Source organism: Mycobacterium sp. NGS49, assembly GCF_059812565.1.
Genome location: NZ_JCALCX010000016.1, coordinates 45,151 through 67,608 on the forward strand (window position 1 = coordinate 45,151; position 22,458 = coordinate 67,608).

A 22,458-nucleotide genomic window follows, 5' to 3' on the forward strand; every position below is an offset into this window, starting at 1 on the left:
GGCTGTAATCAAGTCGTAGGAGGACACACCAATGACCTGGCATCCGCATGCCAACAGGCTGAAGACGGTCCTGCTGTTGGTCGGTATGTCGGCGATGATTGTGTTCGTCGGCTCGCTGTTCGGCCGGACGGCACTGATTATCGCCACACTGTTCGCAGTCGGAATCAACGTCTACACGTACTACAACAGCGACAAACTGGCGCTGCGCGCCATGCACGCGGTACCCGTCTCGGAGTTGCAGTATCCGGCGATGTACCGGATTGTGCGCGAGCTGGCCACTGCGGCCCACCAGCCGATGCCGCGGCTGTACATCAGCGACACCAACGCACCCAATGCATTTGCCACCGGCCGCAACCCGCGCAACGCCGCGGTATGTTGCACCACCGGCATCCTGCGGATCCTCAGCGAGCGTGAGCTCCGCGCCGTGCTGGGCCACGAGCTGTCACACGTCTATAACCGCGACATCCTGATTTCCTGCGTCGCCGGCGCGCTCGCGTCGGTGGTCACCGCCCTGGCCAACATGGCCATGTGGTTCGGCGCGTTCGGCGGCAATCGCGAAGGTGGCGTCAATCCCTTTGCGATGCTGCTGGTTTCGTTGCTCGGGCCGATCGCCGCGACCGTCGTGCGACTGGCCGTGTCGCGATCCCGGGAGTATCAGGCCGACGAGTCGGGCGCGATGCTAACTGGAGACCCGCTTGCTCTGGCGTCGGCGTTACGCAAGATCTCCGGCGGGGTTCAGATGGCCCCGTTGCCACCCGAGCCGCAGCTGGCCAACCAGGCGCACCTGATGATCGCCAACCCGTTCCGGGCCGGTGAGCGCATCGGGTCGCTGTTCTCCACGCACCCGCCGATCGAGGACCGCATCCGCCGGCTGGAGCAGATGGCGCGCGGCTGATTACGCCGCACGCAAGCGATCACGTCAGCGGGGTCAGCCGCGCGAGCACCGTCCCCTCGGAGTCGACGAGGTCGAGCTCACCCGGGGGTGTGGCCGTCCGGTTGGTTCGCGCAAGGGCGGTCTGCACAGCCCTTTCCACCCGCATGACGTCAGGCCCACAGGACATCTTGGTGTAGGCCAAATCGGAAAAGCTCAGATCCGCCGCGACGTAAACGTAGCGTCCGACGAACTGGTTGCAGCCGGTGTCGCCGGTCGCCGCGCCATCGACCGACATATTCAGCGTGGGCCGTACGGTGTCAGGAGGCGCCGCGCCCATGACTTCGACGAAACGCCATGAGGTGCCGCCGATCACCGACGGGACAGGGTCTGCCGCCGCGGGAACGCAGGTGAATAAGCTGACCGCCGCCGCTACCGCCGCGGTCCCCAATGTGCGAGTCATGTCACGCCTCTCGATCGGGCCATGGATCCCCAGCAGTCCACGTTGCCGCGTGCTGGTGGTGTTCGAGAAGGGGCTTTGGAACCCGAACTCGAGAGACTTCCGGCCCGCGCCGGCGGGCCCGAACTCTCGATCTACTGCTGCGGGGGTGGCGGTTGCCAGCTCACCGGAAACCAGCCCGCGCGCACCCAGCCAACCGCGTTGACGCCCCCGGTGCGGAACGGACCCATCGGCGTATCGACCGGCGCGGAGGCCGGTGGTATCTCTGTGCCGGCGCGCACGAGAGTGCTCTTCCACTGCGGATCGGCAGAACTCTCGCCGCTCACATACATCCGGTAGAGCCAGTCGTTGGACCCGCCGACCACCGGGGTGTTGGCCGGGTGGACCTTCATCCATTCCGCCATGTCGACGCGGATCATTCCGCAAGCGGCCCAAAGGGTTTCGCACGGGACATCGACGAAGTCGCCGAGGGGCGTGGTCACCGTTTGCCCGTACTGAGCCTGGACAGGGTTGCCGTTGGCGTCGTAGAGCACACCATTCCAGCCCTGGCTCCGGGTGTCGGGGCCCGTCACGGCCATCTCATAGAAGAGGCGACCGGGCGGGTCGGCCCGCGCCGCAGTCGGCATGAGCATTGTCCCGAACACTGCGGCTGCGAACACCAGCCATGCCCGCAGGAGGCCTGCCGACCCTGTCAACCGCATCTGGCGCTCCCCGCTTCTTGTCGCTTGGTGTCACAGTAAGTCGCCGATGAAACGACGGTCATCGATTGTGCGGATGCCTGCCGCACGGGGGCGTAAGTGGGGCCGTTCGCCCCTTTTCGACCGTGACGGGCGATGGCATTCTCAGCCCATGAGGCGGACGATCTGCGTTCTCTCGGCCGTCACCTTATTGCTTGCGGGTGCGGCCTGCAGCCATCGCGGACAGCCGGCGTTGACGTCGCCGAATCCGACGGCGCCGGCGACGGCACCGGCCGCCAACGGCGGCTCGGTGCGGGTGTATTTCATGCGGGCGGACAAGGTCGCCACCGCCGGCCGGTCGGTGGCCGATACCCGCAAGGACCAAACGCTGCAAGCACTTCTGGACGGGCCCAACGACTTCGAGCGAAGCGCCGGTATGTCGACCGACATCCCGGCCGGCACAAAGCTGCTCGGACTCGCGCTCGCAGACGGCGCCGCGACCGCCGACCTCTCCGACGACTTCCAGTCGGGCGGCGCGGCCGGGAAACTGCGTCTCGCCCAGGTCGTCTTCACACTCACGCAGTTCGACGATGTCCGTCAGGTGACGATCACAATCAACGGAAAGCCCATCGAAGGTGCGCTCAACCTCAAGCGTGGCGACCTGGAGGCCGTCACACCCAAGATTCTGGTGGAGTCCCCGGCTCCGGGAGAGTCCGTGACGTCGCCGTTGAAGATCTTCGGTGCCGCCAACGTTTTCGAGGGAACAGTCTCCTACTCGGTCGAGGGCCCCGATGGCGCAGAGCTGGACCACGGTTTCACTACAGCGACACAGCAGTTATGGGAGAGGTGGTTCGCTTTCGCCTTCACCTCCGGTTACCCGACGCAACCACACGGTCTTGGCCACGTCGTCGTCTGGGAAACGAGCATGCGGGACGGGTCCCGTGTCAATGTCTACGACGTGCCGGTAAACATGTGAGCCGGCTTGCGCGCTCGCCTATCATCGCGCGAGTGACGGAGGGTGTGACCGTTGGTGTCGAAAGCCTCTATTGGCCCACGACCTGAGCCGGAAATGTCCACGACATGATGCGCACGTTGTTTGCCACGGCAGCGGTGGCAGCGGCTGTTCTTGGCTTTGCACCGACAGTCGGCGCCGACCCTGACATCTCCGACTCACCGCTGTAGTGAGGGAAGTTGTAGCGAGCGGTGCTACGAGAACTGTTGCGGTGACACGTAATGTCTTGCAGGTTAAGAGCTTTCGTGCCTGAACGATTGCCTCAAGAACTGCTAGCGCTGGCCAGCGGCTGCGATCACAGACACAGTGCCGTCGTTGAAGTTGGTGACGTAGACGGTGTGTGTGCCCGGATCTACCGCGACGCCGTGCCCCAGCGATGCCCCGGTAAGAGGGCCGGTGACGGTGACTGTGCGGGTGGACCCGTCGATCACCGCCAGCGTGTCGTTGGCGTATTTGGGAACGTAGACGGTGTGGGTTCCTGGGTCCACCGCCAACCCGTCCGGGTCCTTGCCGATGGGAATGGTCGCGGTCACCGTGCGGGTCGACGCGTCGATCACTGAGACTCTGCCACTGCGCGACGGCGGCTGCGTGTCGTTGGGGGCGGTCTCGGGGTCGCTGGTAGCGACATAGACGACATGGGTGCCCGGGTCGACCGCAACGGCTTTGGGCCAGTGAGCGACCGGCATGGTCGCGGTGACGGTGTGCGTCGACCCATCGATCAGTGACATGGTGTCATCGCCGGAATTGGTGGCGTAGACGATGTGGCTGCCCGGATCCACCGCCACTTCGCCCGCTAAATTGCCGACTGGAACGGTAGCGGTGACGGTGTGCGTCGACCCGTCGATCACAGACACCGCGCCGGCGCCGCCGTGGGGATCCGAGCTGCCGACGTAGACGGTGTGGGTGCCCGGATCGACCGCCACTGTGGACGGTCCGGGTGCGACGGGCACGGTGGCGATGACCGTCTTGTTCCCGCCGTCGATCACCGACACGGTGTTGTCCGTGGAGTTGACGACGTAGACGGTGTGACTGCCCGGATCCACCGCCACCGCACCCGCGTGCCTGCCCACCGGCACAGTCGCGGTCACCGCCCGCGTCGTCCCGTCGATCACAATGACCGTCCCGTCGCCGCTGTCAGAGTCCAGATTGCCGACGTAGACGGTGTGGGTTGCCGGATCCACCGCCACCCCGCCCGGGCCCTTGCCGACGGGAATGGTGGCCGCAACCTTGTATTGGGTTTGCCCACTTGACGGCGCAGCAGCCGAGGGGGAACTCGCCTTCGACGCCTGACCTCCGGACGGTCCCCGGCATCCAGACAGGAATGGGGCCAACACGACGGTCCCGATGACCGCGAGCACGCAAGTCTGCACCGGGACGGGCACGGGCCGCCGGTGTTGCCGGGTCCGGTTCGGCTGACGTTCGTGCGCTGCCTTCATCTGAGTCGCTCCCTCCAGCTGTGGACCGGGTATTGGCAGGAATGATGGCGTCCATTTGACGCTGCAATCCCTAGCGCGCTTCGATCACCGACAGCGTTTGGTCGCTGCCGTTGGCGACGTAGACGGTGTGGGTCTGTGGATCCACCGCAACGCCTTGCGGGCCGTGGCCCACGTGCACGGTGGCGGTGACCGCGTGCGTCGAACCGTCGAGCACGGACACGGTGTCATTGCCCGTGGCTGCGTGGACGGTGTGCGTGCCAGGATCGACCGTCACACCATTCAGCGCGCCGCCGACAGTGGCGGTGACGGTGTGCGTCGACCCGTCGATCACCGACATCGGCTCGGTTGAGGTGAAGACGTAGACCGTGTGGGTGCCCCAATCCACCGCCACATCATTCGGCCACCGCCCGACTTGCAGGGTTGCGGTGACGGTGCGCGTCTGTGCGTCTATCACCACGGTGTGCTCGCCGAAGTTGGCGACATGCACCGCGTGTATGCCCGGGTCGACCGCCACACGCGATGCCCCACGGCCGACCGGCACGGTCGCGGTGACCCTGTGCGGACTCTCATGTCGATGCAGGGACTTCGCCAACACGATGGCGCCGATGGTCACCAGCACGGCCGCCACGAAGGCCAGTGTGAGCAGGACTGGGCGCATACCGCTGCGGCTGGGCTGGTCGGTTCGTTGCTCAATCACGCGTTCCGTCCCCCGATTCAGAGTCCATACACCATCGTCACTGTCTACTCGGTGCGGGAAAAGGACCGAAAGTCCTTTGTCGTCGCGGCGGTTCTGCTGTCTCGTCAGCGCTGGATCGGCGGAACACACGGTCGCAGGGCGCGTTTTTCGGTTCGGAGACAGCGTGATTGGGGACTGGGGGAGGGCCTAATGCGAATGCGACGGGCCCGAGTGCTCTACTACTTCGGGTTTGTCGTCGAAGGGCCAGGTTCGACGCTGATCGGGTCGACACGCACGAGCGAATGGGACGCAAGCGAGTTCTGGGAATTGACGCTGCCATTCGACCAGGAGGTGGCATCGATTCGCCGTCAGTTGCCGGTCGGTGGGGATCTTCAAGGCCTCATGTGGTGTCTGGAGGAGGTGAACGACAACGGCGGTTATGTCCATTGGAAGTAGGGCGACGCGGCGACGGAGAGGATGATCGTCGTGGACGTGTTCAGGCGCTTCAGCCCGCTCCAGAAGAACGGCGCTGTGAACATTCATGAGTCGGCCAACACGCCGGACCCGTGCTCTAGGGCTTAGCCCTTGGGAAGCCGACTAAGCAAAGACGAGCGATGATTCGAGCGCTAGTGGTGATGGCGGTAGGTGTGGCGGCCGCCATCGGTATGGCTTCGACGGCCGGCGCCGGCCCCGACGACCAGCTGCGGGGGTTGTTGCCCGCCGGATACGGCCCCGGCTCATGCTGAGCGCCGAACATAGCGACTCCACCCGGGGGAGCCCCACCGTGGATGTACGCACAAACAGCTGCCCTCGAGTGTGGGGGCAACGCGCTGCCCGGCGGCCCGACCTACGAGTACCACAGGTTGTAAGCCGATCACGACATGCTGAACAACACCTTCGCGGGAGAATAGGACGCCAGTCGCCAGGCGTACTGGTGGTTTCTGCCATGCCCCGGGCGGGAGCGAACGGCGTCTACGGGACGCAAAGGCCATCATGTGGACAAGGGCCTGCTGTCGCCAGTCGGTAATCGATTGGTGTGCGGCATGATCGAGGTAACTGACGGCGATGTGCAGTTGTAACGCTCCGACGGACAAGCGAATACGACGACGGACAAGCGAATACGACTCGCTCCGAAACGCCGATGTTTCGGGGGCCCTAGTGGGAACCTTTGATCGACGGTGGGGGGCAGCCGGCAGCGGCCACCGGTCGCGCTCGGCGCATAGCGAACCCGAAGGTTCTAGGTACCGCGCCTGATGCCGCCCGGGTTCAGAACCCCGAGCCGTGCACCTCGTGTCCGGGTTCCTCGGCCGCCAGGCCACTGTAAGCCTGCTCGACGGTGGAGCCGTGGTTGATCACCGCGTCGACCTCTCGCGCAATCGGCATGCTCAACCCGAACTCGTCGGCGAACTCCATGATCACGCTGGCGGCCTTGACGCCCTCGGCCACCTGGTTCATCGATGCGATGATCTCGTCGATGGGCTTGCCGGCACCGAGTTGTTCCCCCACGTGGCGGTTGCGGCTGCGCTGGCTGGTGCAGGTGACGATCAGGTCACCCAGTCCGGCCAGGCCGGGGAAGGTTTCGGCGTTGCCGCCCATCGCCACGCCCAGCTTGGTCATCTCGCGCAGCGCCCGCGCTATCACCAGCGCCCGGGTGTTCTCGCCGATGCCCAGCGAATAGCCCATGCCGACCGCGATCGCGAACACGTTCTTGAGCGCCCCGGCCATCTCCACCCCGATGACGTCGTCGGTGGTGTAAACGCGAAAACGCCGGGTGCGGAACAGAGTTGACAACCGGGTGGCCAGGTGTTGGTCCGGCATGGCCAGCACCGCGGCCGCGGCGTAACCCTCGGCCACCTCGCGGGCGATGTTCGGTCCGGCCAGGATGCCTGCGGGGTGCCCGGGCAGGATCTCCTCGATGATCTGGGACATCCGCATGTTGGTGCCCTGCTCGAGCCCCTTGACCAGGGAGACCACCGGGACCCACGGTCGCAACTCCTTGGCCAGTTCGGTCAGGACCCCGCGGAAGCCGTGCGACGGCACCCCCATCACCAGGACGTCGGCGCAATTGGCCGCTTCGGCGAAGTCGGTGGTGGCGCGCAGCGAGCTACTCAGCGCTACCTCGTTGCCGAGATAGCGGCTGTTGCGGTGGTTTTCGTTGATGTCCTTGGCGGTATCCTCCGAACGCACCCACTGCAGGGTCGGCCCGCGGCGCGCGCAGATTGAGGCTACGGTCGTGCCCCAGGAACCGCCACCGAGCACAACGACTTTGGGTTCGCGCTTCTCAGCTGACATGAACGTCAGCCTATTGCGGTCACCGGCGAATACCAACGACCTCTCGGCAAAGGACTTCGGGCCCTTCCCGGTGCCGCTGTGCCGCTGGATGGTGGAGTGGTGATCTCTTGCCGAGCGTTGTCGGCCGTGGCCGCCCTCGTCCTGTCGGTGTCGTGGCCCGCCACTGCGGCGGCCGATGACGGGCGACCGCAGACCAACGCGGAACAGGTGGCGGCGGCCCGGATACGGCCGGCCGTGATGTTCCTCAGTGCCGAGGCGTACGGCATGGTCAGGTTGCCCGATGGCAAGACGCTGTCGTTCTTCGGTGAGGGGTCGAACGCACCCTTCGTCGTCACCTGGACCTGCACAGGCTTCGTCGTCAACCCGGACGGCTGGGTGGCCACGGCAGGGCACTGCGTCGATCCGGACACGGCAAAGGAGCTGATACTCAAGCGCGCCGCCGGTGAGTTCCAGGCTCAGTACCCCGACTCGCCGGTGAGCCGGGACCCGATGGCGACGCTGCAGTACCTGGCAAAGAATGCCCGGGTGGAAGGCACGCTGCCGGATAAGGGGCCAGAACTCAACCTCACATTGATCTACGGCACTGGGACGAAGATCGCCGCGAAAATGCCGGCCGGCGTCGTGGATTTCCGGCCACTGAGCAAGGGCGACGTGGCGCTGCTGAAGGTGGACAAGCGCAATCTGCCGTCCTCCGAGCTCGCCACCGACGGCGAGGTGGGCGTCGGCACCCCGGTGCTGGCCGTCGGCTACCCGGAGCCCACTGCGCGGCTCACCGGTCCGTCGCTGGACCCGACGAATAAGAGCGGCAAGGTGAGCAAGAAGGCGAAGGTGAAGTCCAGCCCGGCCTATGAGATCGACGCCGCCCTCGCCGAGGGGATGAGCGGGGGCCCGACGGTGGACCTCAACGGCAAGGTGATCGGTGTGAACAGCTTCGGCCCTGCGGGTCAATCCCAGCCGTTCAACTTCGTCACGCCCGCCGAGACGCTGGCCAGCATGATGATGGCCAAGGCCGTCAAGGCCACGCTCGGACCCGCGGACCGGTCCTACCGCCAAGGGCTCGACCATTACTACGCCGGCCGCTACAGCGACGCGATAAAGGACTTCGACGAAGCCCTGGTGCTTTCCCCCGACTACCCCGGCGCCGCCGACCTCAAGACCAGCGCGGCCAATCTGCGCGAGCAGTACGGCGACGTTTCGATCTTCGAGCGGTCAAATCTGTTGTGGTACATCGCAAGTGGGGTACTGTTGGTGCTGGCCGTCGGCGGCTGGGTGACGCTGATGGTCCTCAGGAGCCGGCGGCAGCGTCGCGCCGAAGCCGAGGTCGCCAACTCGGCCGAGGATGAGGCAACGGGCAGCGTGCGATCGCTTGGGCTTGTCCCTGCGGTGGATGTCGATGAACCGCACTTCTGCGTCAACTGCGGCGCGCAGCATCACCACGCCGAGAAGTTCTGCCCGAACTGCGGCAAGAAGATCTCCATCGGGGAGTCCGCTTAGCCCGCCAGCGCCGCCCGGTCGCCCGCCCGTCCGAACACCATGGCCTCCTCGATCCGGTCCAACCGGTAGTCGATCGCATCGGCGAAATAGTTCTGCCGAACGTTCCACGGCCGCTTGGTGCCGGACTTCGGCAGGGCGTGCAGCGCCCGCTTGACGTACCCGGCCTGGATGTCCCAGGCCGGTTTCTCGGTCATCGAGCGGTCGCCGAGATGGGGGCTGGCGTGGGTGTAGCCGTGCTCGGCCATGTAAGCCAGTAGTTTGGCGGTCGCCCGCGCGGTCATGTCGGCCCGCAACGTCCAGGAGGCGTTCGTGTACCCGACGCACCAGAACAGGTTGGGCACGTCTTCGAGCATGTGGGCCTTGTAGACGAAGCGGTCCGTGGGGTTGATCTGGATGCCGTCGATGCTGATCCGGACGCCGCCGAGGGCCTGCAATCGGAGGCCGGTGGCGGTGACGATGACGTCGGCAGCCAGGTGCCGCCCGGACGTCAGAGTGATGCCGGTGGCGTCGAAGTGGTCGATCTGATCGGTGACCACCTCGGCCTTCCCGTCGGCGACGGCCTGGTACAGGTCGGCGTCGGGGATCAGGCACAGCCGCTGATCCCAAGGGTTGTAGCGGGGCTTGAAGTGCGTGTCGACGTCGTAGCCCGCGGGCAGATTCTGGACCGCGGTCCGGCGTAGCAGCCATTTGATCAGTGGCGGCACCTTACGCGACAGGAACCACAGCACGCCTTCCATCAAGGCGTTGTAGAACCGGATGGTCAGGTGAGCAACCCCGCGCGGCAACAGCTTTCGGCTCAGCCAGGCGACCTTGCTGTACTTCGACGCCGAGATCAGGTACGTCGGCGAACGTTGCAGCATGATCACCTTGGCGGCCTTTTCGGCCATCGCGGGAATCAGCGTCACGGCCGTCGCGCCGCTGCCGATCACCACCACGTTCTTGCCCGTGTAGTCGAGGTCTTCCGGCCAGTGCTGGGGATGTATGACCGTGCCGCCGAACTGCTCGATGCCGGGGAAGTCGGGGGTGTAGCCCGCGTCGTAGTCGTAGTAACCGCTGCCGAAGAAGACGAACCGGCTGCGGCACTGCTTGGTGACGCCGTCGTGCTCGAAGCTGACTGTCCAGGTGTCGGTGGCCGAATCCCAGTCCGCGCCGCGCACATAGCTGCGGAATTGAATGTGCTCGTCGATCCCGTACTTGCGGGCCATATCGGTCAGGTACTCGCGGATGTGGTCACCGTCGGCGACGCCTTCTTCGCGGGTCCACGGCTCGTAGGGAAAGCTGAGCGTGAAGATGCTGCTGTCCGACCGCACCCCGGGGTAGCGGAAGAGGTCCCACGTGCCGCCGATCCGCTCCCGACGCTCCAGGATGGTGTAAGTGAGCCCCGGGTTGCGCTGCAGGATGCGATAAGCGGCGCCGAGACCGGAGATGCCGGCCCCGACGATCAGGACGTCGACGTAATCCGTCTCGGTCATCGTGAACCTCGCTTGTCTAAGGGAGATGCCGTCACCAGCCTAAGACTTCGGCCTGGTCGGATTGAGATTGCGCTCAGGGCGGCGACACGCCGGGCGGACCCACCCCTAGCGCAGAATCGAAGGCGGCACCCGCAGGGTCGGCGCCGGCTACCGGTAGTTCACGAATTGCAGCGCCACATCGAGGTCGGCCTGCTTGAGCAGGCCCTGAACGGCCTGCAGGTCGTCGCGCTTCTTGCTGGTCACCCGCACCTCGTCGCCCTGGATCTGGGTCTTGACGGTCTTGGGACCCTCGTCGCGGATGAGCTTGGTGATCTTCTTGGCGTTCTCGCTGCTGATGCCCTGCTTGAGGGTGCCAGTCAACTTGTAGGTCTTGCCGGAAGGCTGCGGTTCGCCCGCTTCGAAGGACTTCAGCGAGATGTCGCGACGGATCAGCTTCTCCTTGAAAACGTCGAGCGCTGCCTTGACCCGCTCTTCGGTGGACGAGGTCAGCTCGATGCCCTCCTCGCCCTTCCAGGCGATTTTGGTGTCGGTGCCGCGGAAGTCGAAGCGCGTGGACAGTTCCTTGGCGGCCTGGTTGAGCGCGTTGTCGACTTCCTGCCGGTCGATCTTGCTGACGATGTCGAACGATGAGTCCGCCATGCGTTGCGTCCCTTCTTCAGTGCTGCCCGTTTGTGAACTGTCTACCCGGTCGTTGTACCCTGCTAGGCGGCAGGTTGCCCGAGCGGCCAATGGGAGCGGACTGTAAATCCGTCGCGAAAGCTTCACAGGTTCGAATCCTGTACCTGCCACCACCAGGTTCGTGCCAAACGTGGCATCCGGCGCCGCGCCGCGGCAGCACCTTCCATACTTGCCTCGAAGAGAGGTAACAAGGAGGGATGACAGTGCCGTCGGTAATCACTGAACCCAAGACATCGACCAACTTGGCGAAGATGTTCTTCGATCGGGTCGGCGCGTCGGCCGGCAAGGAGGCGTTCCGGCTCCTGCGCGACGACCGTTGGGTGCCGGTCACCTGGCAAGAGACCGCGGATCGCGTCCTGGAGCTCGCGGCCGGGTTGCTCTCCGCAGGCATCGGACCCGAACAGCGCGTCGCAATCATGTCTGGCACCCGGTACGAGTGGATCTTGGCCGACCTCGCCGTCATGTGCGCCGGTGCGGCAACCACGACGGTCTATCCCAGCACGCACGCCGCCGACGCCACCTACATCGTGGCCGACTCGGAGTCGCAGATCGTGTTCGCCGAGGACGCTTCCCAGGTCGCCAAGCTCGCCGACAATCGCGGCGACCTGCCCGATGTGCGCCTGATCGTGTTGATGGACGGCGAGGGCGACGGCGACTGGGTCATCACCTTCGACGAACTCGCCCGCCGCGGAGCCGCTCACTTGCAAGAGCACCCGGCCTCGGTCGTCGACGCCGCGGCCGGGGTGACGAGCGAATCGCTGGCCACCCTGATCTACACGTCCGGAACCACCGGCCGCCCCAAAGGGGTTCGGCTCGCGCACCGGTCATGGACGTCGGCGGCGGAGTTCATCCGCGGCGAGGGCCTGCTCGGCGACGACGACCTCCATGTGCTGTGGTTGCCGCTGGCCCACTCCTTCGGCAAGGTACTGCTCGCCAGCCAGCTCGCATGTGGGTTCGTCAGCGCGGTCGACGGCCGCGTCGACAAGATCGTCGAGAACATGGGCACCGTGAAACCGACCTTCATGGCCGCCGTGCCCCGCATCTTCGAGAAGGCGCACGCTCGGATCGTCATGACCAGCCAGAGCGGCGGCGGCATGAAGGCCCGGCTGTTCGAGCAGGCCTTCCGGGCCGGCCTGGAGGTGTCGCGTCGCCGCCGCGACGGCCGGCCGGTGCCGCTGGCTCTCCAGCTGCAGTATCAGCTGTTCGACCGCCTGGTGTTCGGCAAGGTTCGCGACGTCTTCGGCGGCCGGCTGCGGTTCTTCGTATCCGGCTCGGCGCCGCTCAACCGTGAGATCGCCGAATGGTTCCACGCCGCCGGAGTACTGGTGCTGGAGGGCTACGGACTCACCGAATCCGCCGGCGCCGGCTTCATCAACCGTCCCGACAACTACAAGCTCGGCACCGTGGGGTTGCCGTTCGACGGCACGGACGTCCGCATCGGCGACGACGGGGAAGTGCAGCTGCGCGGCCCACTGGTCATGACGGGTTATCACCACCTGCCCGACAAGACCGCAGAGGCGATGACCGGCGACGGGTGGCTGCGCACCGGTGATCGCGGCAGCCTGGATTCCGACGGGTTCCTCACCATCACCGGCCGCATCAAGGAGTTGTTCAAGACGTCCGGGGGCAAGTACGTCGCGCCCCCGGCGATCGAAGCGAAGTTCATGGCGCTGTGCCCCTACGCCAGCCAATTCATCGTGTTCGGGGAAGCCCGCAATTTCTGCGTTGCGCTGATCGCCCTGGACAACGACTCTTTGACGAAATGGGCTCAGGAACAAGGAATCTCGGAAACGTCGTTCGCCGAACTCACCCGCAACGCCCAGGTGCGCGAGATGGTCGACGGATATGTGCAGCAGCTGAACGGCGAACTCAACCGCTGGGAAACCATCAAGAAGTGGGAGCTGATCGACCACGAATTATCGGTCGACACAGGGGAACTCACGCCGTCGTTGAAGCTCAAGCGGTCGGTCGTCGAGCAGAACAACAAGGAGACCATCGACGCGTTCTACGGCTGAGGGCTACCCCAGCTGCGGCATCACCTCACTGGCCAACAGCTCCAGGTGCGCCAAGTCCGACATGTCGAGCAGCTGCGCGTAGACCCGTTGCACGCCCAACTCACCCCACGGCCCCAATTTGTCGACGATCTCGTTCGGCGTGCCGACCAGGGGACTGTTGGACCGCATCTCGTCAACCTCGCGCCCGATCACCGCTGCGCGACGGACCACCTCGGATTCGTCGCGGCCGGCGCAGAGCACGAAGGCGCTCGAGTAGACGATCGAGTCGGCGGCGCGGTCAGCCGCCGCGACCGCATCGGCCACTCGCTGGAATTGTGTCCGCACCACATCGATGGTCGCGAAGGGCACGTTGAATTCGGCCGCATACTCCGCCGCCAGCGCGGGCGTCCGTTTGGCGCCGGTGCCCCCCATCACGATCGGGGGATGCGGGTCTTGCACCGGTTTGGGTAGCCCCGGTGAGCCGGTGATCGTGTAATGCTCACCGGCGTAGTCGAACGTCTCGCCCTCCGTTGATCTCCATAAACCCGTGATGATGGCGAGTTGTTCGGTCAGCCGGTCGAAGCGTTCCCGCACCGACGGAAACGGTATCCCGTATGCCTGGTGCTCGGCTTCGAACCAGCCGCTGCCCAGGCCGAATTCCACACGGCCGCCGCTCATTTCGTCAACCTGTGCCACGGCGATCGCCAACGGTCCCGGGTAGCGGAACGTCGCGGACGTCACTAACGTGCCCAACCGGATGCGCGATGTCTCGCGGGCGATCGCGCCCAGCGTCACCCACGAGTCGGTCGGTCCCGGACCACCGTCACCGCTCATGGCCAGGTAATGATCGGAGCGGAAGAACGCATCGAAGCCGAGGTCCTCGGCGGCGCGGGCCACTGCCAACTGGTCGGCGTAGGTGGCGCCTTGTTGTGGCTCGACGAAAGCCCGGAAGTCCATGTTTTCCTTCGGTATCTCTTTGCACCGCAACGGGATAGCGGCACCGACGACTCAGGGTACTTTAGTGGACTCGGGATCGGAATCGTCGAACCTGACGGTGACGCGCTGCGAGCTCTTGACCCGCTCGGCCTTGGCCTTGCTGGCGTAGGTCTTCCGGTCGGCCGCGGTGAGGTCCGCGTCGTCGGAGAAGGGCGTGAGCAACGAGCGCGGGTGCAGGTTTTCGACCAACACGACGTTGATCTCCGCGCACAGCACCAGTGTCGACGAAATCAGGAACAGGAAGGCCAGCATCCCGAGGACCAGTGCGAACACGCTGTTGGTCGCGCTGGAGGTGCGCACGACGTGCCCGATGTAGCCGGCACCGAACCACTGCAGTATCTGCCAGACGACGGCCGCCGCGATGGCCCCTGGCAACACCTGCCGGTAGGTGAGTTCCCGTGCGGTGGTGACCCGAAATGCGACCAGGCAGATGACCGCGTTGATCGCGACCGCGGCGAGGGTGGCGCCGATCCTGCCGAACACGCCCAGCGTGCTGCTGGCATGGGCGAAGGCGGAGAGCAGGGTAGTCGCGATCGCCGCCGAACCGAGAACCAACAGCAGCAGCAAGCTACGCAACCGCGATCGGATCACGTCGGGACGCTGGTGCCGTTCCACTGCCCACACCGAATCCATCGCGTTCTGCAACGCCTGCCCGACGCCCAGACCTCCGTAGAGCGCACCGAAAACGCCGACCGCCACCGCGCCCGCTCCGCCGCTGAGTCCCTCCGGCTGATGCAACTGGCTGCCGATCACCGGGAACTGACTCAGTGTGCTCTGCAACACTTGTGCCTGCAGGTCGGGTCTGCCGGCGAGCAACACCCCGAGGCCGGTAGTCAGCAGCAACAACAGCGGAAACAGCGACACGAAGGCGTAGTAGGTGATCAGCGCCGCGAGATAGCCGCCCTGATCGTCGACGTATTTGTAGATGACCGCGATGGCCACGCCCACCGTGCGATTGCGTTGCTGCAATCTGTCCAGCCAGCCGACCATCGCCGCTCGTTTCACGTTCTGCCGAATCCCCACCCGGGATTGTTGCGGGAGATACCCGAAATCGGGCACGGTCAATCGTTCGCGGGAGCGCCCAGTTCGGGGGTGCAAACCCCGCGTCGGAGGTGGCCGCGGCGCGCTGCTCACACGGTCGCGCGGTCGCGACCCTCCCAGTACGGCTTGCGCAACTCCTTCTTGAGGATCTTGCCGGTCGGGTTGCGCGGCAATTCATCGGCGAAGTCGATCGTCTTCGGGCACTTGTAGGCCGCAAGCCGCTCGCGGGCGAAGGCGATGATCTCCTCTGCGGTGGCTTCACCCTCAAGGGAGACAACGGCTTTCACCACCTCGCCCCACTTGTCGTCGGGCACCCCGATGACCGCGACGTCGGCGACCGCCGGATGTTCGGCCAATACCTGCTCCACCTCGATCGAGTAGATGTTCTCGCCGCCCGAGATGATCATGTCCTTGAGCCGGTCCTCGACGAAGACGTAGCCGTCGTCGTCGACGCGCCCGATGTCGCCGGTGCGGAACCAGCCATCCTCGGTGATCGCCTCGGCCGTCGCATCCGGCCTGTTGTGATAGCCCTTCATCAATTGCGGTGAACGGAACCACAATTCACCCTGCTCGCCGGTCGGCACGTCCTTCAGCGTGTACGGGTCGACGACGCGCACCTCCGCACCCGGCACCAGCGTTCCGGCACTGCTGAGCCGCTCCGGGTGGTCGGTGGCACGGTGGGCCTCGGGCAGCAGATGGCTGATCACACCACACAATTCGGTCAGCCCGTAAGCCTGGATGAAGTCGGTGTTCGGCCATGCTTCCAACGCCGCGCGCAGCAGCGGCAGCGGCATCGGTGACGCGCCATACGAATACGTCTTGAGCGCGCCGAACAGCTTCACCGCGTCCGCACCGGACTCCAGCACCTTCGCCAGCACCGCGGGCACCAGGAATGTTCTGTTGGCGCCCTTGAGGATCGCGCCCGCCAAGGTGATGCCGTCGACGTCACGCGTCATCACGCTGGGCACCCCGTCGTGGATGCCGAACTGGACATAGGACGAGCCGCCGACGTGGAACAGCGGCATCGACACCATGCTCTTGTCGCCGGGTTCGAATTCGAAACCCTCGTGGGCGTTGATCGTGTGCGCGATCATGTTCGCCTGCGTCAGCTGGACTCCCTTGGGGCGCCCGGTGGTACCCGAGGAGTACATGATGATGCACACGTCGTCGGGTTCGACATCGTCGGCTCTTCCCACCGGCGTCGCCCCGGCCAGCAGGGCTTCGTATTCGTCGCCGTCCCCGCCTTCGGGGGTGACCGTGATGACGTGCTCGACATGGGTGAGGTCGCCGCGGATCTTGTCGATACTCGGCTTCAGCTCGGCACCGACGATCAGCACCTTGGCGCCCGAATCGTTGAGCACATAGTCGAGTTCGTCGGCCGCAAGCCGGAAGTTGATGATTGCGTTGGCCGCGCCCAACGACGCCGCGGCAAAGGTGAGCTCGACACACGCCGGATGGTTCTTGTCCAGAAACGCCACCACATCTCCGCGCTTGATACCGAATGCGCTCAGAGCACCGGCCAGCCGGCGCACCCGATCGTTCCACTGCGCCCAGGTCCACTTCCGGTCCAGATAGTCGATCGCCTCGTCGTCGGGCTTGGTGGCAGCCCAGTGGGCCAGACGGTCATCCAGAAAGCGAGGGTCTGCGAGGTCAGGCATGTGCTGAGCCTTCCATGTCAGGTGGCGAGTCGGAAAGGTTCTGATCAGTGGATGCGGGCGCTGCCGCCCAGCCCAACTTCTAACACGCTGCCGGTGATGACCCCCGGGTCGGTGACCAGGTACACGACGCCCCGGCTGACATCGTCGGGCTGCAGCCACGGTTGGGGTATCGGATTGGCCCTCATCATGCGCCGCACCAGATCATCGGGCACGTCTTCGCCACCGGCGGGCTGCACCATCGGCGTCTGGGTGGTCGTCGGGCAGATGACGTTGACGGTGATGCCCTCTTTGGCGACCTCCAGGGCCACGGACTTGGCGAGTCCGATGATTCCCCATTTGGTGGCGTTGTAGGCGGCCAGATCGGGGATCCCCATCCGGCCGCCCATCGAGGAAGTCACCACGATCCTGCCGAATCGCTGTTGCCGCAACACCGGGATGGTCGCCCGCAGCGTATGGAACACGCCGGTCAAGTTGGTGTCGACGAGTTGCCGCCACATCTGGTCGCTCACCTGATCCAACGGCCCGGTGCTGACGATGCCGGCGTTGGCCACGACGATGTCGAGACGGCCGAGGTCGCGAACCGTCTGTTCGACCGCACCGTTGACCTGCGGCGAGTCACGCACGTCGACGGTCAGCGGCAGGCAGCGCCGTCCCAGCTGTTCGACAAGCCTGGCAGTCTCGCGCAGGTCATCCTCGGTGCCGAGCGGGTAGGTCAGGTCCGCCATCGGCCCGGGCGCATCGGCGGCGACGATATCGGCACCTTCGGCCGCCAGCGCCAGCGCATGTGCGCGCCCCTGCCCGCGGGCCCCTCCGGTGATCAGTGCAACCCGGCCAGCCAAAGCGCCCATGGCGCCGACGTTAGCCCCCGGCCGCGAAACCAGTGACGCCGGGAGCTCTTCAGGTCAGCGGCGCTGCCAGGGCGGACGGGGATTGGGGATGCAGACACCCCGCACGCATCCCAGGACGCCCCGAACGGGTGGCGGGGTGGCTTTGGGTGGCGGCTGGCATCCGGTGGCCGGACAGGGCGGATCGCCGGGGCCGTAGTCCGCTTGGGCCGGTGGGGCCGCCACCAACGCCCCTGCGGTCAGCGCTGCTGCGATGAACATCTTGGCTGCGATCATCTGACTCTGTCCTCTAGCGAACTGCATGGTTCTGAAGCGAACTGCATGCAAGGTCAACGATAGCGCGCGGCGCGCGGTTCGGAGCCGGCCGAGAACAAGCGCATACGCTTTGCATATGAGCGCCGGCGAGCAGCGCGCGGGGGTTGAGCTGACAAATCTGGATCAGCCGCTGAGTCCCGATGCCGCTGCCACCAAACGCGATCTGGTCGACTACCTCGACGCGGTGTCAGACAGGATGTTGCCGGCTCTGGCCGGACGACCGCTCACCGTGCTCAGAGTGCTGCGCGGACGGGCGCCCTTCATGCAGAAGAACGTGCCGAAGTACACCCCGGAGTGGGTGCGCACGGTTGCGATCTGGGCGGACGCCTCCCACCGCCAGGTGCATTACCCGGTGTGCGACGACCGGCGCACCCTGCTGTGGCTCGCCAATCAGCGAGCGGTCGAGTACCACCCCGCGTTGGGTCTGGCCGACGACATCTATCGGCCGACGCACCTCGTGCTCGACCTCGACCCGCCCGCCGACGATGATTTCGCCGCGGTGGTCAAGGTGGCCCACCTCGTCCGGCACGCGCTGCAGGATTGCGGTCTGGCAGGCGCGGTCAAGACCAGCGGCGCCAAAGGCCTGCACGTCTTCGTGCCGATCGACAGCCACGCGCCCGTCGACGACGTCGCGGCGGCCACCCGGGCGCTGGCCGCTCGGGCCGAGGCGCTCGACCCCGATTCTGCGACAACGGCTTTCATCGTGGAGGACCGCGCGGGGAAGGTGTTCGTCGATGCGACGCGCGCCGGTGGCGCCACAGTTGCGGCCCCGTACAGCCCGCGGTTGCGCCCGGGAACCCCGGTGTCGTTTCCACTGGATTGGTCGGACCTGGATCGGGTGAACCCGGCTGACTTCACGGTGCACACCGCGATCGATGCCCTCTGCGGGCGCGACGCCTGGGCCGAGTCGATGCCTGCGCCGCAACGGTTGCCGAGCGATCTCATCGAGCAGGGCCGCTCCATCCCGGTCGCCCGGGTCGCTGCGATGCACGAAGGCAAGCGACGCGCCCGGGCGCGGCGGGCTGAAAAGAGCTGAGAATCAGTCGGTTCGGGAAGCCTGGTAATACGCGATGCGCCAGCCGTCGACGCCTCGGGTGACCAGCACGCCGATCCGCACGCTGGTGACGGACCCATCGGGAAAAGAAAAGTCGGCGTACAGGTAACCGAGTACGGCGCCGGCCGCGACAGCTCGGGTCTCCAGCACGCGGTAGGACACCGTCATGCCGCGCGGTTGTGTGTCGTAATAATCGGAAACACCCTGTCGCCCAACGCTGTACGGGCGCAGCCCCTGAAAGATGGCATCCTCGGTGAACTGCTCGGCCACTCGATCGGGTTCGTGGCTGTCGATCCCCGCCTTCCACCGGTCCAACACCGCGCGGACGACGTCTTCGAGTTCAGTGCCCGGCACTTTGGCCTCCGTCGACGTGCAAGATCTCGCCCGTGACGAACGAGTTGCCTTCCAGGTACAGCACCGCGTCCACGACTTCGCCGATCTCGCCCAGTCTGCCAAGTGGATGCATCTTCGCCAGCACGTCGTGGATCGACGGGTCATGCATGGGTGTGCGGATATTGCCCAGTGCGACGGCGTTGACGCGGATGCCCCGGCCCGCATACTCGACGGCCAGCGCCTTGGTCGCCGCATTGAGGCCGCCCTTGGTGAGCGACGCCAGCACCGCGGGCACCCCGGAATTGGGATGGTCGACCAGACTGGTGGAGATGTTCACCACGTGGCCGCCTTCCTCCCGGGTCAGCATCGCTGCGATCGCGGCACGCGAAACCTCAAAGAAGCCGCGTAGATTCACCCCGGTGACGGCGTCGTAGTCCTCGTCGGTGTATTCCGTGAACGGCTTGGGGACGAAGATCCCGGCGTTGTTCACGACGGTGTCCACCCGCCCGAACCGTTCCAGCGCCGCTTCCACGATTTGGCCGCCGACACCGGGCCGCGCCACGTCGCCGGGCACCGCGAGCAGCAGCGGATCGCTGCTCTGCGAGATGCGGCGCGAGTTGGCGACCACGGCGTAGCCGCGTCGGCGGTATCCGTCGACCAGAGCGCTGCCGATTCCTTGCGAGGCGCCCGTGATGATGGCGACACGGTCGGTCATGTGCATTCCTTCCCTATGCCGGTGTCGTCGTCAACAACCATTAGGCTCCGGAACATTCCGGCTGCCGCGGCGGGTCCCGCATCAGGAAGGAAGACACATGCTGAGCCAGGTCGACATTGCCGTTGTCGGCGTGCACGTCCTCGACACTCACGTCATCGGCGTCACGTCCATTCCGGACGGCTCCGACGGGCAGTTGGTCGAGACCATCAAAATCTCCCCGGCCGGTACCGCGGGCGGCACCGCTGTCGTCCTGAGCCGCCTGGGCGCCCGGGTCCGTTCCTACGGAGCCGTCGGCGCCGATGCGCTCGGTGACGTGCTGCTGGGGTTGCTCGGTGCCAACGGCGTCGACGTCGGCGGCCTGGTGCGCGCCGCGGCAAGCCAGACCTCGGCGTCGGTAATCCCAGTGCGCCCCAACGGCGACCGGCCCGCCTGGCATTGTCCGGGCGCCAACACCACCCTCAGTCTCGATGCCCTCGACCTCGACGACATCGCCCGCGGATCCCACCTGCATCTGGGCGGCCCGGAATTCCTCGGCGGTCCGGCCGCCGCGACACTGCTCAAGCGCGCCAAAGACCACGGGTTGTCGACGTCGGTCGACATCCTCGCCGGTGGCAACCCGGGCTTGCTGGCGTGGATCGCGGACGCCCTGCCGCACACCGACTACCTGCTGCCCAACGACGAGCAGGTTCTCGGCTGCACCGGTGCCACCGATCTGGAGACCGGCGCCAGGGCCCTGCTGGAAGCCGGCGCCGGCTGCGTCGCGGTCACCCGTGGCGCCGACGGCGCTCTCGTCGTCGCTGCGGACGAAACCATCGCGGTGCCCGCGCACGCCGTCGACGTCGTCGACACCACCGGATGTGGCGACGCGTTCTCGGCGGGGTTCATCCTCGGTCGCGCGCTGGGACGTGACCTCACCGAATCGGCACGTCTCGGCTGTGCCACCGCGGCGCAGGTTGCGGGCGGCGTCGGCACCGACGCGGGGTCCTACGACCTCGGGCTGGTGGAGGCCTTCATGGCTCAGAACCAGGGACCCGGGTAGCGGCCGTCGTTGTCGCGCACCAACAGAATTTCCCGGCAGTCCCCGTTCTGCTGGGGGGCGGTTTCGCCGCGGCATACCAGGGTCCAGCCGGATATCCGGCCGAACGGCCGGTCGGACCAGTTCGGTGCGACCGGGTTGGTGCCGGGCAGCGCAAGCACGGAATACGTGCTGCCGGAATTGGTGACGTACAGGTGGTCGCTGAAGAACGCCAGCTTCGAGATCGGTTGCTTCTTCGCCTCGTCCCGCGCGGTGAGCAGATCCCAGTGCTGGGTGCGCAGATTCCAGACTCCGTAGCCGAACTGAGAACTAGCCGAGCCGCGCCCGTCGATGAAAAGCTTTCCGTCCGAAAGTGTTGCCGCCAGCGCGCCGCCGGAAATCCGTTCGGTGTCAACGAGTTTCACCAGGGACCGGGATGTCAGGTCGAAGAAAGTGGTGGACATCACCGGCGGGTTGTGCGATTCCCAGTGCGTGATCTGCACGAGTTTGTCGGGCCCGTCTGATAATTCGGCATCGATGGTCGCGACGTCGTCGTCCTGGTAGACGGGTTGGCCGGTGGGCAGCCGCAATTCGGCGCCCGGGCCGCGCGGGAAGGACAGGACGTCCGGCCAGACGCGGCCCTGCTGCGCATCGTCCCACAGCGTGGCCAGGTCGGTATTGGACAACACGGTCGTCTTCGGGGCGGACTGGGCGCCGCGCCCGTCGCTGAAAGCGTTGACCCAGGCCACGCCGGTGGTAGTCGGAGCAAGCCGCCAGTCTTTGGCGGGGGCGAGTGCGAGTTCGGGCGTGGGCGGGAGCAGATCCCTGGTTACCAGCGGCTGACTGGATTTGAGGTCGAACAAGTACGCGGTGGCCTTGGCGGCCCCGAGAGTTATAGTCGCGACTACGTAGACCACCTTCATGTCGCTGACGTTGTTCGACAGGGCGCACATTGCGCCGGTGACGGTCTCGCCTGTGGCAACCATAGGCACCGCCGGCACGATCAGATCCGCGCTGGCCGGATCGAGGATTTTCGGGCGGATGTCTTCTATAGCGGTTTTGCCGACGGAGAATTCGGTGGGGCAGCCGAAGTACACCGTGTCGCCGTAGGTTTTCCAATCCTTGGCCAACGGACTGATGTGCGGCGGTGGTGGCGCAACGGTATTGGGTGGTGGTTTGACGGTGGTGTGCGTCGTTTGCGCTGCGGGCGGTGTCACGGTCGCCGACGTGGCGCATCCAACGAGCGCGGCGGCAGCGGCCAAGGTGGCCAGCGAATGTTTGCCAGCGGACACAAATAGCCTGTTCAGCACAGTCATCAGCGTTCCCCCCGCTAAGTCCGGTGTTCCTTGAGCCTAATGGGGCGCGCGGCGAACTGCGAATCGAGCGATAACTCGAAAGAAAGATGCGCGGCTGGGGATCACCGG

Annotated in this window: 23 protein-coding genes and 1 tRNA gene; 9 read left to right on the top strand and 15 right to left on the bottom strand. The window is 65.8% G+C overall.

Annotation, left to right across the window (positions count from 1 at the left end; all coding sequences use genetic code 11):
- Positions 1–31: 31 nt before the first annotated feature.
- The gene (htpX, locus tag AC5Y7D_RS18095; protein ID WP_499926367.1) at positions 32–895 is read left to right on the top strand and encodes a zinc metalloprotease HtpX; all 864 of its coding nucleotides are present in this window, start codon (positions 32–34) and stop codon (positions 893–895) included.
- 19 nt (positions 896–914) lie between these two features.
- Here the strand turns inward: htpX and AC5Y7D_RS18100 are convergent, their stop codons facing one another.
- Together AC5Y7D_RS18100 and AC5Y7D_RS18105 are read right to left on the bottom strand one after the other, a co-directional pair.
- A complete protein-coding gene (locus tag AC5Y7D_RS18100) occupies positions 915–1,334 on the bottom strand; it encodes an META domain-containing protein (protein WP_499926368.1) in 420 nt (139 codons plus the stop codon).
- Positions 1,335–1,465: 131 nt separating this feature from the next.
- Positions 1,466–2,032 carry a hypothetical protein gene (locus tag AC5Y7D_RS18105; protein WP_499926370.1) on the bottom strand — a complete coding sequence of 189 codons (567 nt, stop codon included), beginning with the start codon at positions 2,030–2,032 and terminating at the stop codon, positions 1,466–1,468.
- Positions 2,033–2,180: 148 nt separating this feature from the next.
- Here AC5Y7D_RS18105 and AC5Y7D_RS18110 point away from each other — a divergent pair, with 148 nt between their 5' ends.
- Positions 2,181–2,984, top strand: a complete 804-nt coding sequence (locus AC5Y7D_RS18110) for a GerMN domain-containing protein (protein ID WP_499926371.1) — start codon at positions 2,181–2,183, stop codon at positions 2,982–2,984.
- A 308-nt stretch (positions 2,985–3,292) separates the two neighbouring features.
- Here the strand turns inward: AC5Y7D_RS18110 and AC5Y7D_RS18115 are convergent, their stop codons facing one another.
- Positions 3,293–4,456: a beta-propeller fold lactonase family protein gene (locus AC5Y7D_RS18115; protein ID WP_499926372.1), complete on the bottom strand. Its 1,164-nt coding sequence runs from the start codon at positions 4,454–4,456 to the stop codon at positions 3,293–3,295.
- 70 nt (positions 4,457–4,526) lie between these two features.
- Positions 4,527–5,153: a YncE family protein gene (locus AC5Y7D_RS18120; RefSeq protein ID WP_499926374.1), complete on the bottom strand. Its 627-nt coding sequence runs from the start codon at positions 5,151–5,153 to the stop codon at positions 4,527–4,529.
- 189 nt (positions 5,154–5,342) lie between these two features.
- Between AC5Y7D_RS18120 and AC5Y7D_RS18125 the strand changes: the two genes are divergently transcribed.
- Together AC5Y7D_RS18125 and AC5Y7D_RS18130 are read left to right on the top strand one after the other, a co-directional pair.
- The gene (locus AC5Y7D_RS18125; RefSeq protein WP_499926375.1) at positions 5,343–5,588 is read left to right on the top strand and encodes a hypothetical protein; all 246 of its coding nucleotides are present in this window, start codon (positions 5,343–5,345) and stop codon (positions 5,586–5,588) included.
- A gap of 158 nt (positions 5,589–5,746) precedes the next feature.
- Positions 5,747–5,878, top strand: a complete 132-nt coding sequence (locus tag AC5Y7D_RS18130; RefSeq protein ID WP_499926377.1) for a hypothetical protein — start codon at positions 5,747–5,749, stop codon at positions 5,876–5,878.
- Positions 5,879–6,398: 520 nt separating this feature from the next.
- Here the strand turns inward: AC5Y7D_RS18130 and AC5Y7D_RS18135 are convergent.
- Positions 6,399–7,424: an NAD(P)H-dependent glycerol-3-phosphate dehydrogenase gene (locus tag AC5Y7D_RS18135; protein ID WP_499926378.1), complete on the bottom strand. Its 1,026-nt coding sequence runs from the start codon at positions 7,422–7,424 to the stop codon at positions 6,399–6,401.
- A gap of 99 nt (positions 7,425–7,523) precedes the next feature.
- On the opposite strand from AC5Y7D_RS18135, the gene AC5Y7D_RS18140 reads away from it, so the two are divergent.
- Positions 7,524–8,918 (top strand): trypsin-like peptidase domain-containing protein, encoded by a 1,395-nt coding sequence (locus AC5Y7D_RS18140; RefSeq protein WP_499926380.1) that lies wholly within the window; start codon positions 7,524–7,526, stop codon positions 8,916–8,918.
- Here the strand turns inward: AC5Y7D_RS18140 and AC5Y7D_RS18145 are convergent.
- Both AC5Y7D_RS18145 and AC5Y7D_RS18150 read right to left on the bottom strand, forming a co-directional pair.
- The gene (locus AC5Y7D_RS18145; protein ID WP_499926381.1) at positions 8,915–10,390 is read right to left on the bottom strand and encodes a flavin-containing monooxygenase; all 1,476 of its coding nucleotides are present in this window, start codon (positions 10,388–10,390) and stop codon (positions 8,915–8,917) included. The two genes, AC5Y7D_RS18140 and AC5Y7D_RS18145, sit on opposite strands and share 4 nt — an antisense overlap.
- A gap of 147 nt (positions 10,391–10,537) precedes the next feature.
- Positions 10,538–11,029 (bottom strand): YajQ family cyclic di-GMP-binding protein, encoded by a 492-nt coding sequence (locus AC5Y7D_RS18150; protein WP_499926382.1) that lies wholly within the window; start codon positions 11,027–11,029, stop codon positions 10,538–10,540.
- Between the two features lie 68 nt (positions 11,030–11,097).
- Between AC5Y7D_RS18150 and AC5Y7D_RS18155 the strand changes: the two genes are divergently transcribed.
- Together AC5Y7D_RS18155 and AC5Y7D_RS18160 are read left to right on the top strand one after the other, a co-directional pair.
- Positions 11,098–11,181: transfer RNA gene (locus AC5Y7D_RS18155), tRNA-Tyr, on the top strand.
- An 84-nt stretch (positions 11,182–11,265) separates the two neighbouring features.
- Positions 11,266–13,083, top strand: a complete 1,818-nt coding sequence (locus AC5Y7D_RS18160; RefSeq protein ID WP_499926384.1) for an AMP-dependent synthetase/ligase — start codon at positions 11,266–11,268, stop codon at positions 13,081–13,083.
- Positions 13,084–13,086: 3 nt separating this feature from the next.
- On the opposite strand, the gene AC5Y7D_RS18165 is transcribed toward AC5Y7D_RS18160, so the two are convergent.
- From AC5Y7D_RS18165 to AC5Y7D_RS18185, 5 genes are all read right to left on the bottom strand, one after another.
- Positions 13,087–14,019, bottom strand: a complete 933-nt coding sequence (locus AC5Y7D_RS18165) for an LLM class F420-dependent oxidoreductase (protein WP_499926386.1) — start codon at positions 14,017–14,019, stop codon at positions 13,087–13,089.
- 51 nt (positions 14,020–14,070) lie between these two features.
- Positions 14,071–15,048 (bottom strand): YihY/virulence factor BrkB family protein, encoded by a 978-nt coding sequence (locus tag AC5Y7D_RS18170; protein ID WP_499926535.1) that lies wholly within the window; start codon positions 15,046–15,048, stop codon positions 14,071–14,073.
- Positions 15,049–15,188: 140 nt separating this feature from the next.
- Complete coding sequence (locus tag AC5Y7D_RS18175; RefSeq protein ID WP_499926388.1) at positions 15,189–16,757, bottom strand: long-chain-fatty-acid--CoA ligase; 1,569 nt, start codon at positions 16,755–16,757, stop codon at positions 15,189–15,191.
- Between the two features lie 44 nt (positions 16,758–16,801).
- A complete protein-coding gene (locus AC5Y7D_RS18180) occupies positions 16,802–17,605 on the bottom strand; it encodes a mycofactocin-coupled SDR family oxidoreductase (protein ID WP_499926389.1) in 804 nt (267 codons plus the stop codon).
- Positions 17,606–17,659: 54 nt separating this feature from the next.
- Complete coding sequence (locus AC5Y7D_RS18185; RefSeq protein ID WP_499926391.1) at positions 17,660–17,878, bottom strand: hypothetical protein; 219 nt, start codon at positions 17,876–17,878, stop codon at positions 17,660–17,662.
- Positions 17,879–17,993: 115 nt separating this feature from the next.
- On the opposite strand from AC5Y7D_RS18185, the gene ligD reads away from it, so the two are divergent.
- Entirely contained in the window at positions 17,994–18,953 is a 960-nt protein-coding gene (gene ligD, locus AC5Y7D_RS18190; RefSeq protein WP_499926393.1) for a non-homologous end-joining DNA ligase, read from the top strand.
- A gap of 3 nt (positions 18,954–18,956) precedes the next feature.
- Here ligD and AC5Y7D_RS18195 read toward each other — a convergent pair whose 3' ends face one another.
- Both AC5Y7D_RS18195 and AC5Y7D_RS18200 read right to left on the bottom strand, forming a co-directional pair.
- Positions 18,957–19,325: a nuclear transport factor 2 family protein gene (locus AC5Y7D_RS18195; protein ID WP_499926395.1), complete on the bottom strand. Its 369-nt coding sequence runs from the start codon at positions 19,323–19,325 to the stop codon at positions 18,957–18,959.
- Positions 19,312–20,025 carry an SDR family NAD(P)-dependent oxidoreductase gene (locus tag AC5Y7D_RS18200; protein ID WP_499926397.1) on the bottom strand — a complete coding sequence of 238 codons (714 nt, stop codon included), beginning with the start codon at positions 20,023–20,025 and terminating at the stop codon, positions 19,312–19,314. Before AC5Y7D_RS18200 ends, AC5Y7D_RS18195 begins: the two co-directional genes overlap by 14 nt.
- A 91-nt stretch (positions 20,026–20,116) precedes the next feature.
- On the opposite strand from AC5Y7D_RS18200, the gene AC5Y7D_RS18205 reads away from it, so the two are divergent.
- The gene (locus AC5Y7D_RS18205; RefSeq protein WP_499926399.1) at positions 20,117–21,058 is read left to right on the top strand and encodes a carbohydrate kinase family protein; all 942 of its coding nucleotides are present in this window, start codon (positions 20,117–20,119) and stop codon (positions 21,056–21,058) included.
- Here AC5Y7D_RS18205 and AC5Y7D_RS18210 read toward each other — a convergent pair.
- The gene (locus AC5Y7D_RS18210) at positions 21,037–22,350 is read right to left on the bottom strand and encodes a hypothetical protein (RefSeq protein WP_499926400.1); all 1,314 of its coding nucleotides are present in this window, start codon (positions 22,348–22,350) and stop codon (positions 21,037–21,039) included. The two genes, AC5Y7D_RS18205 and AC5Y7D_RS18210, sit on opposite strands and share 22 nt — an antisense overlap.
- Positions 22,351–22,458: the final 108 nt, after the last annotated feature.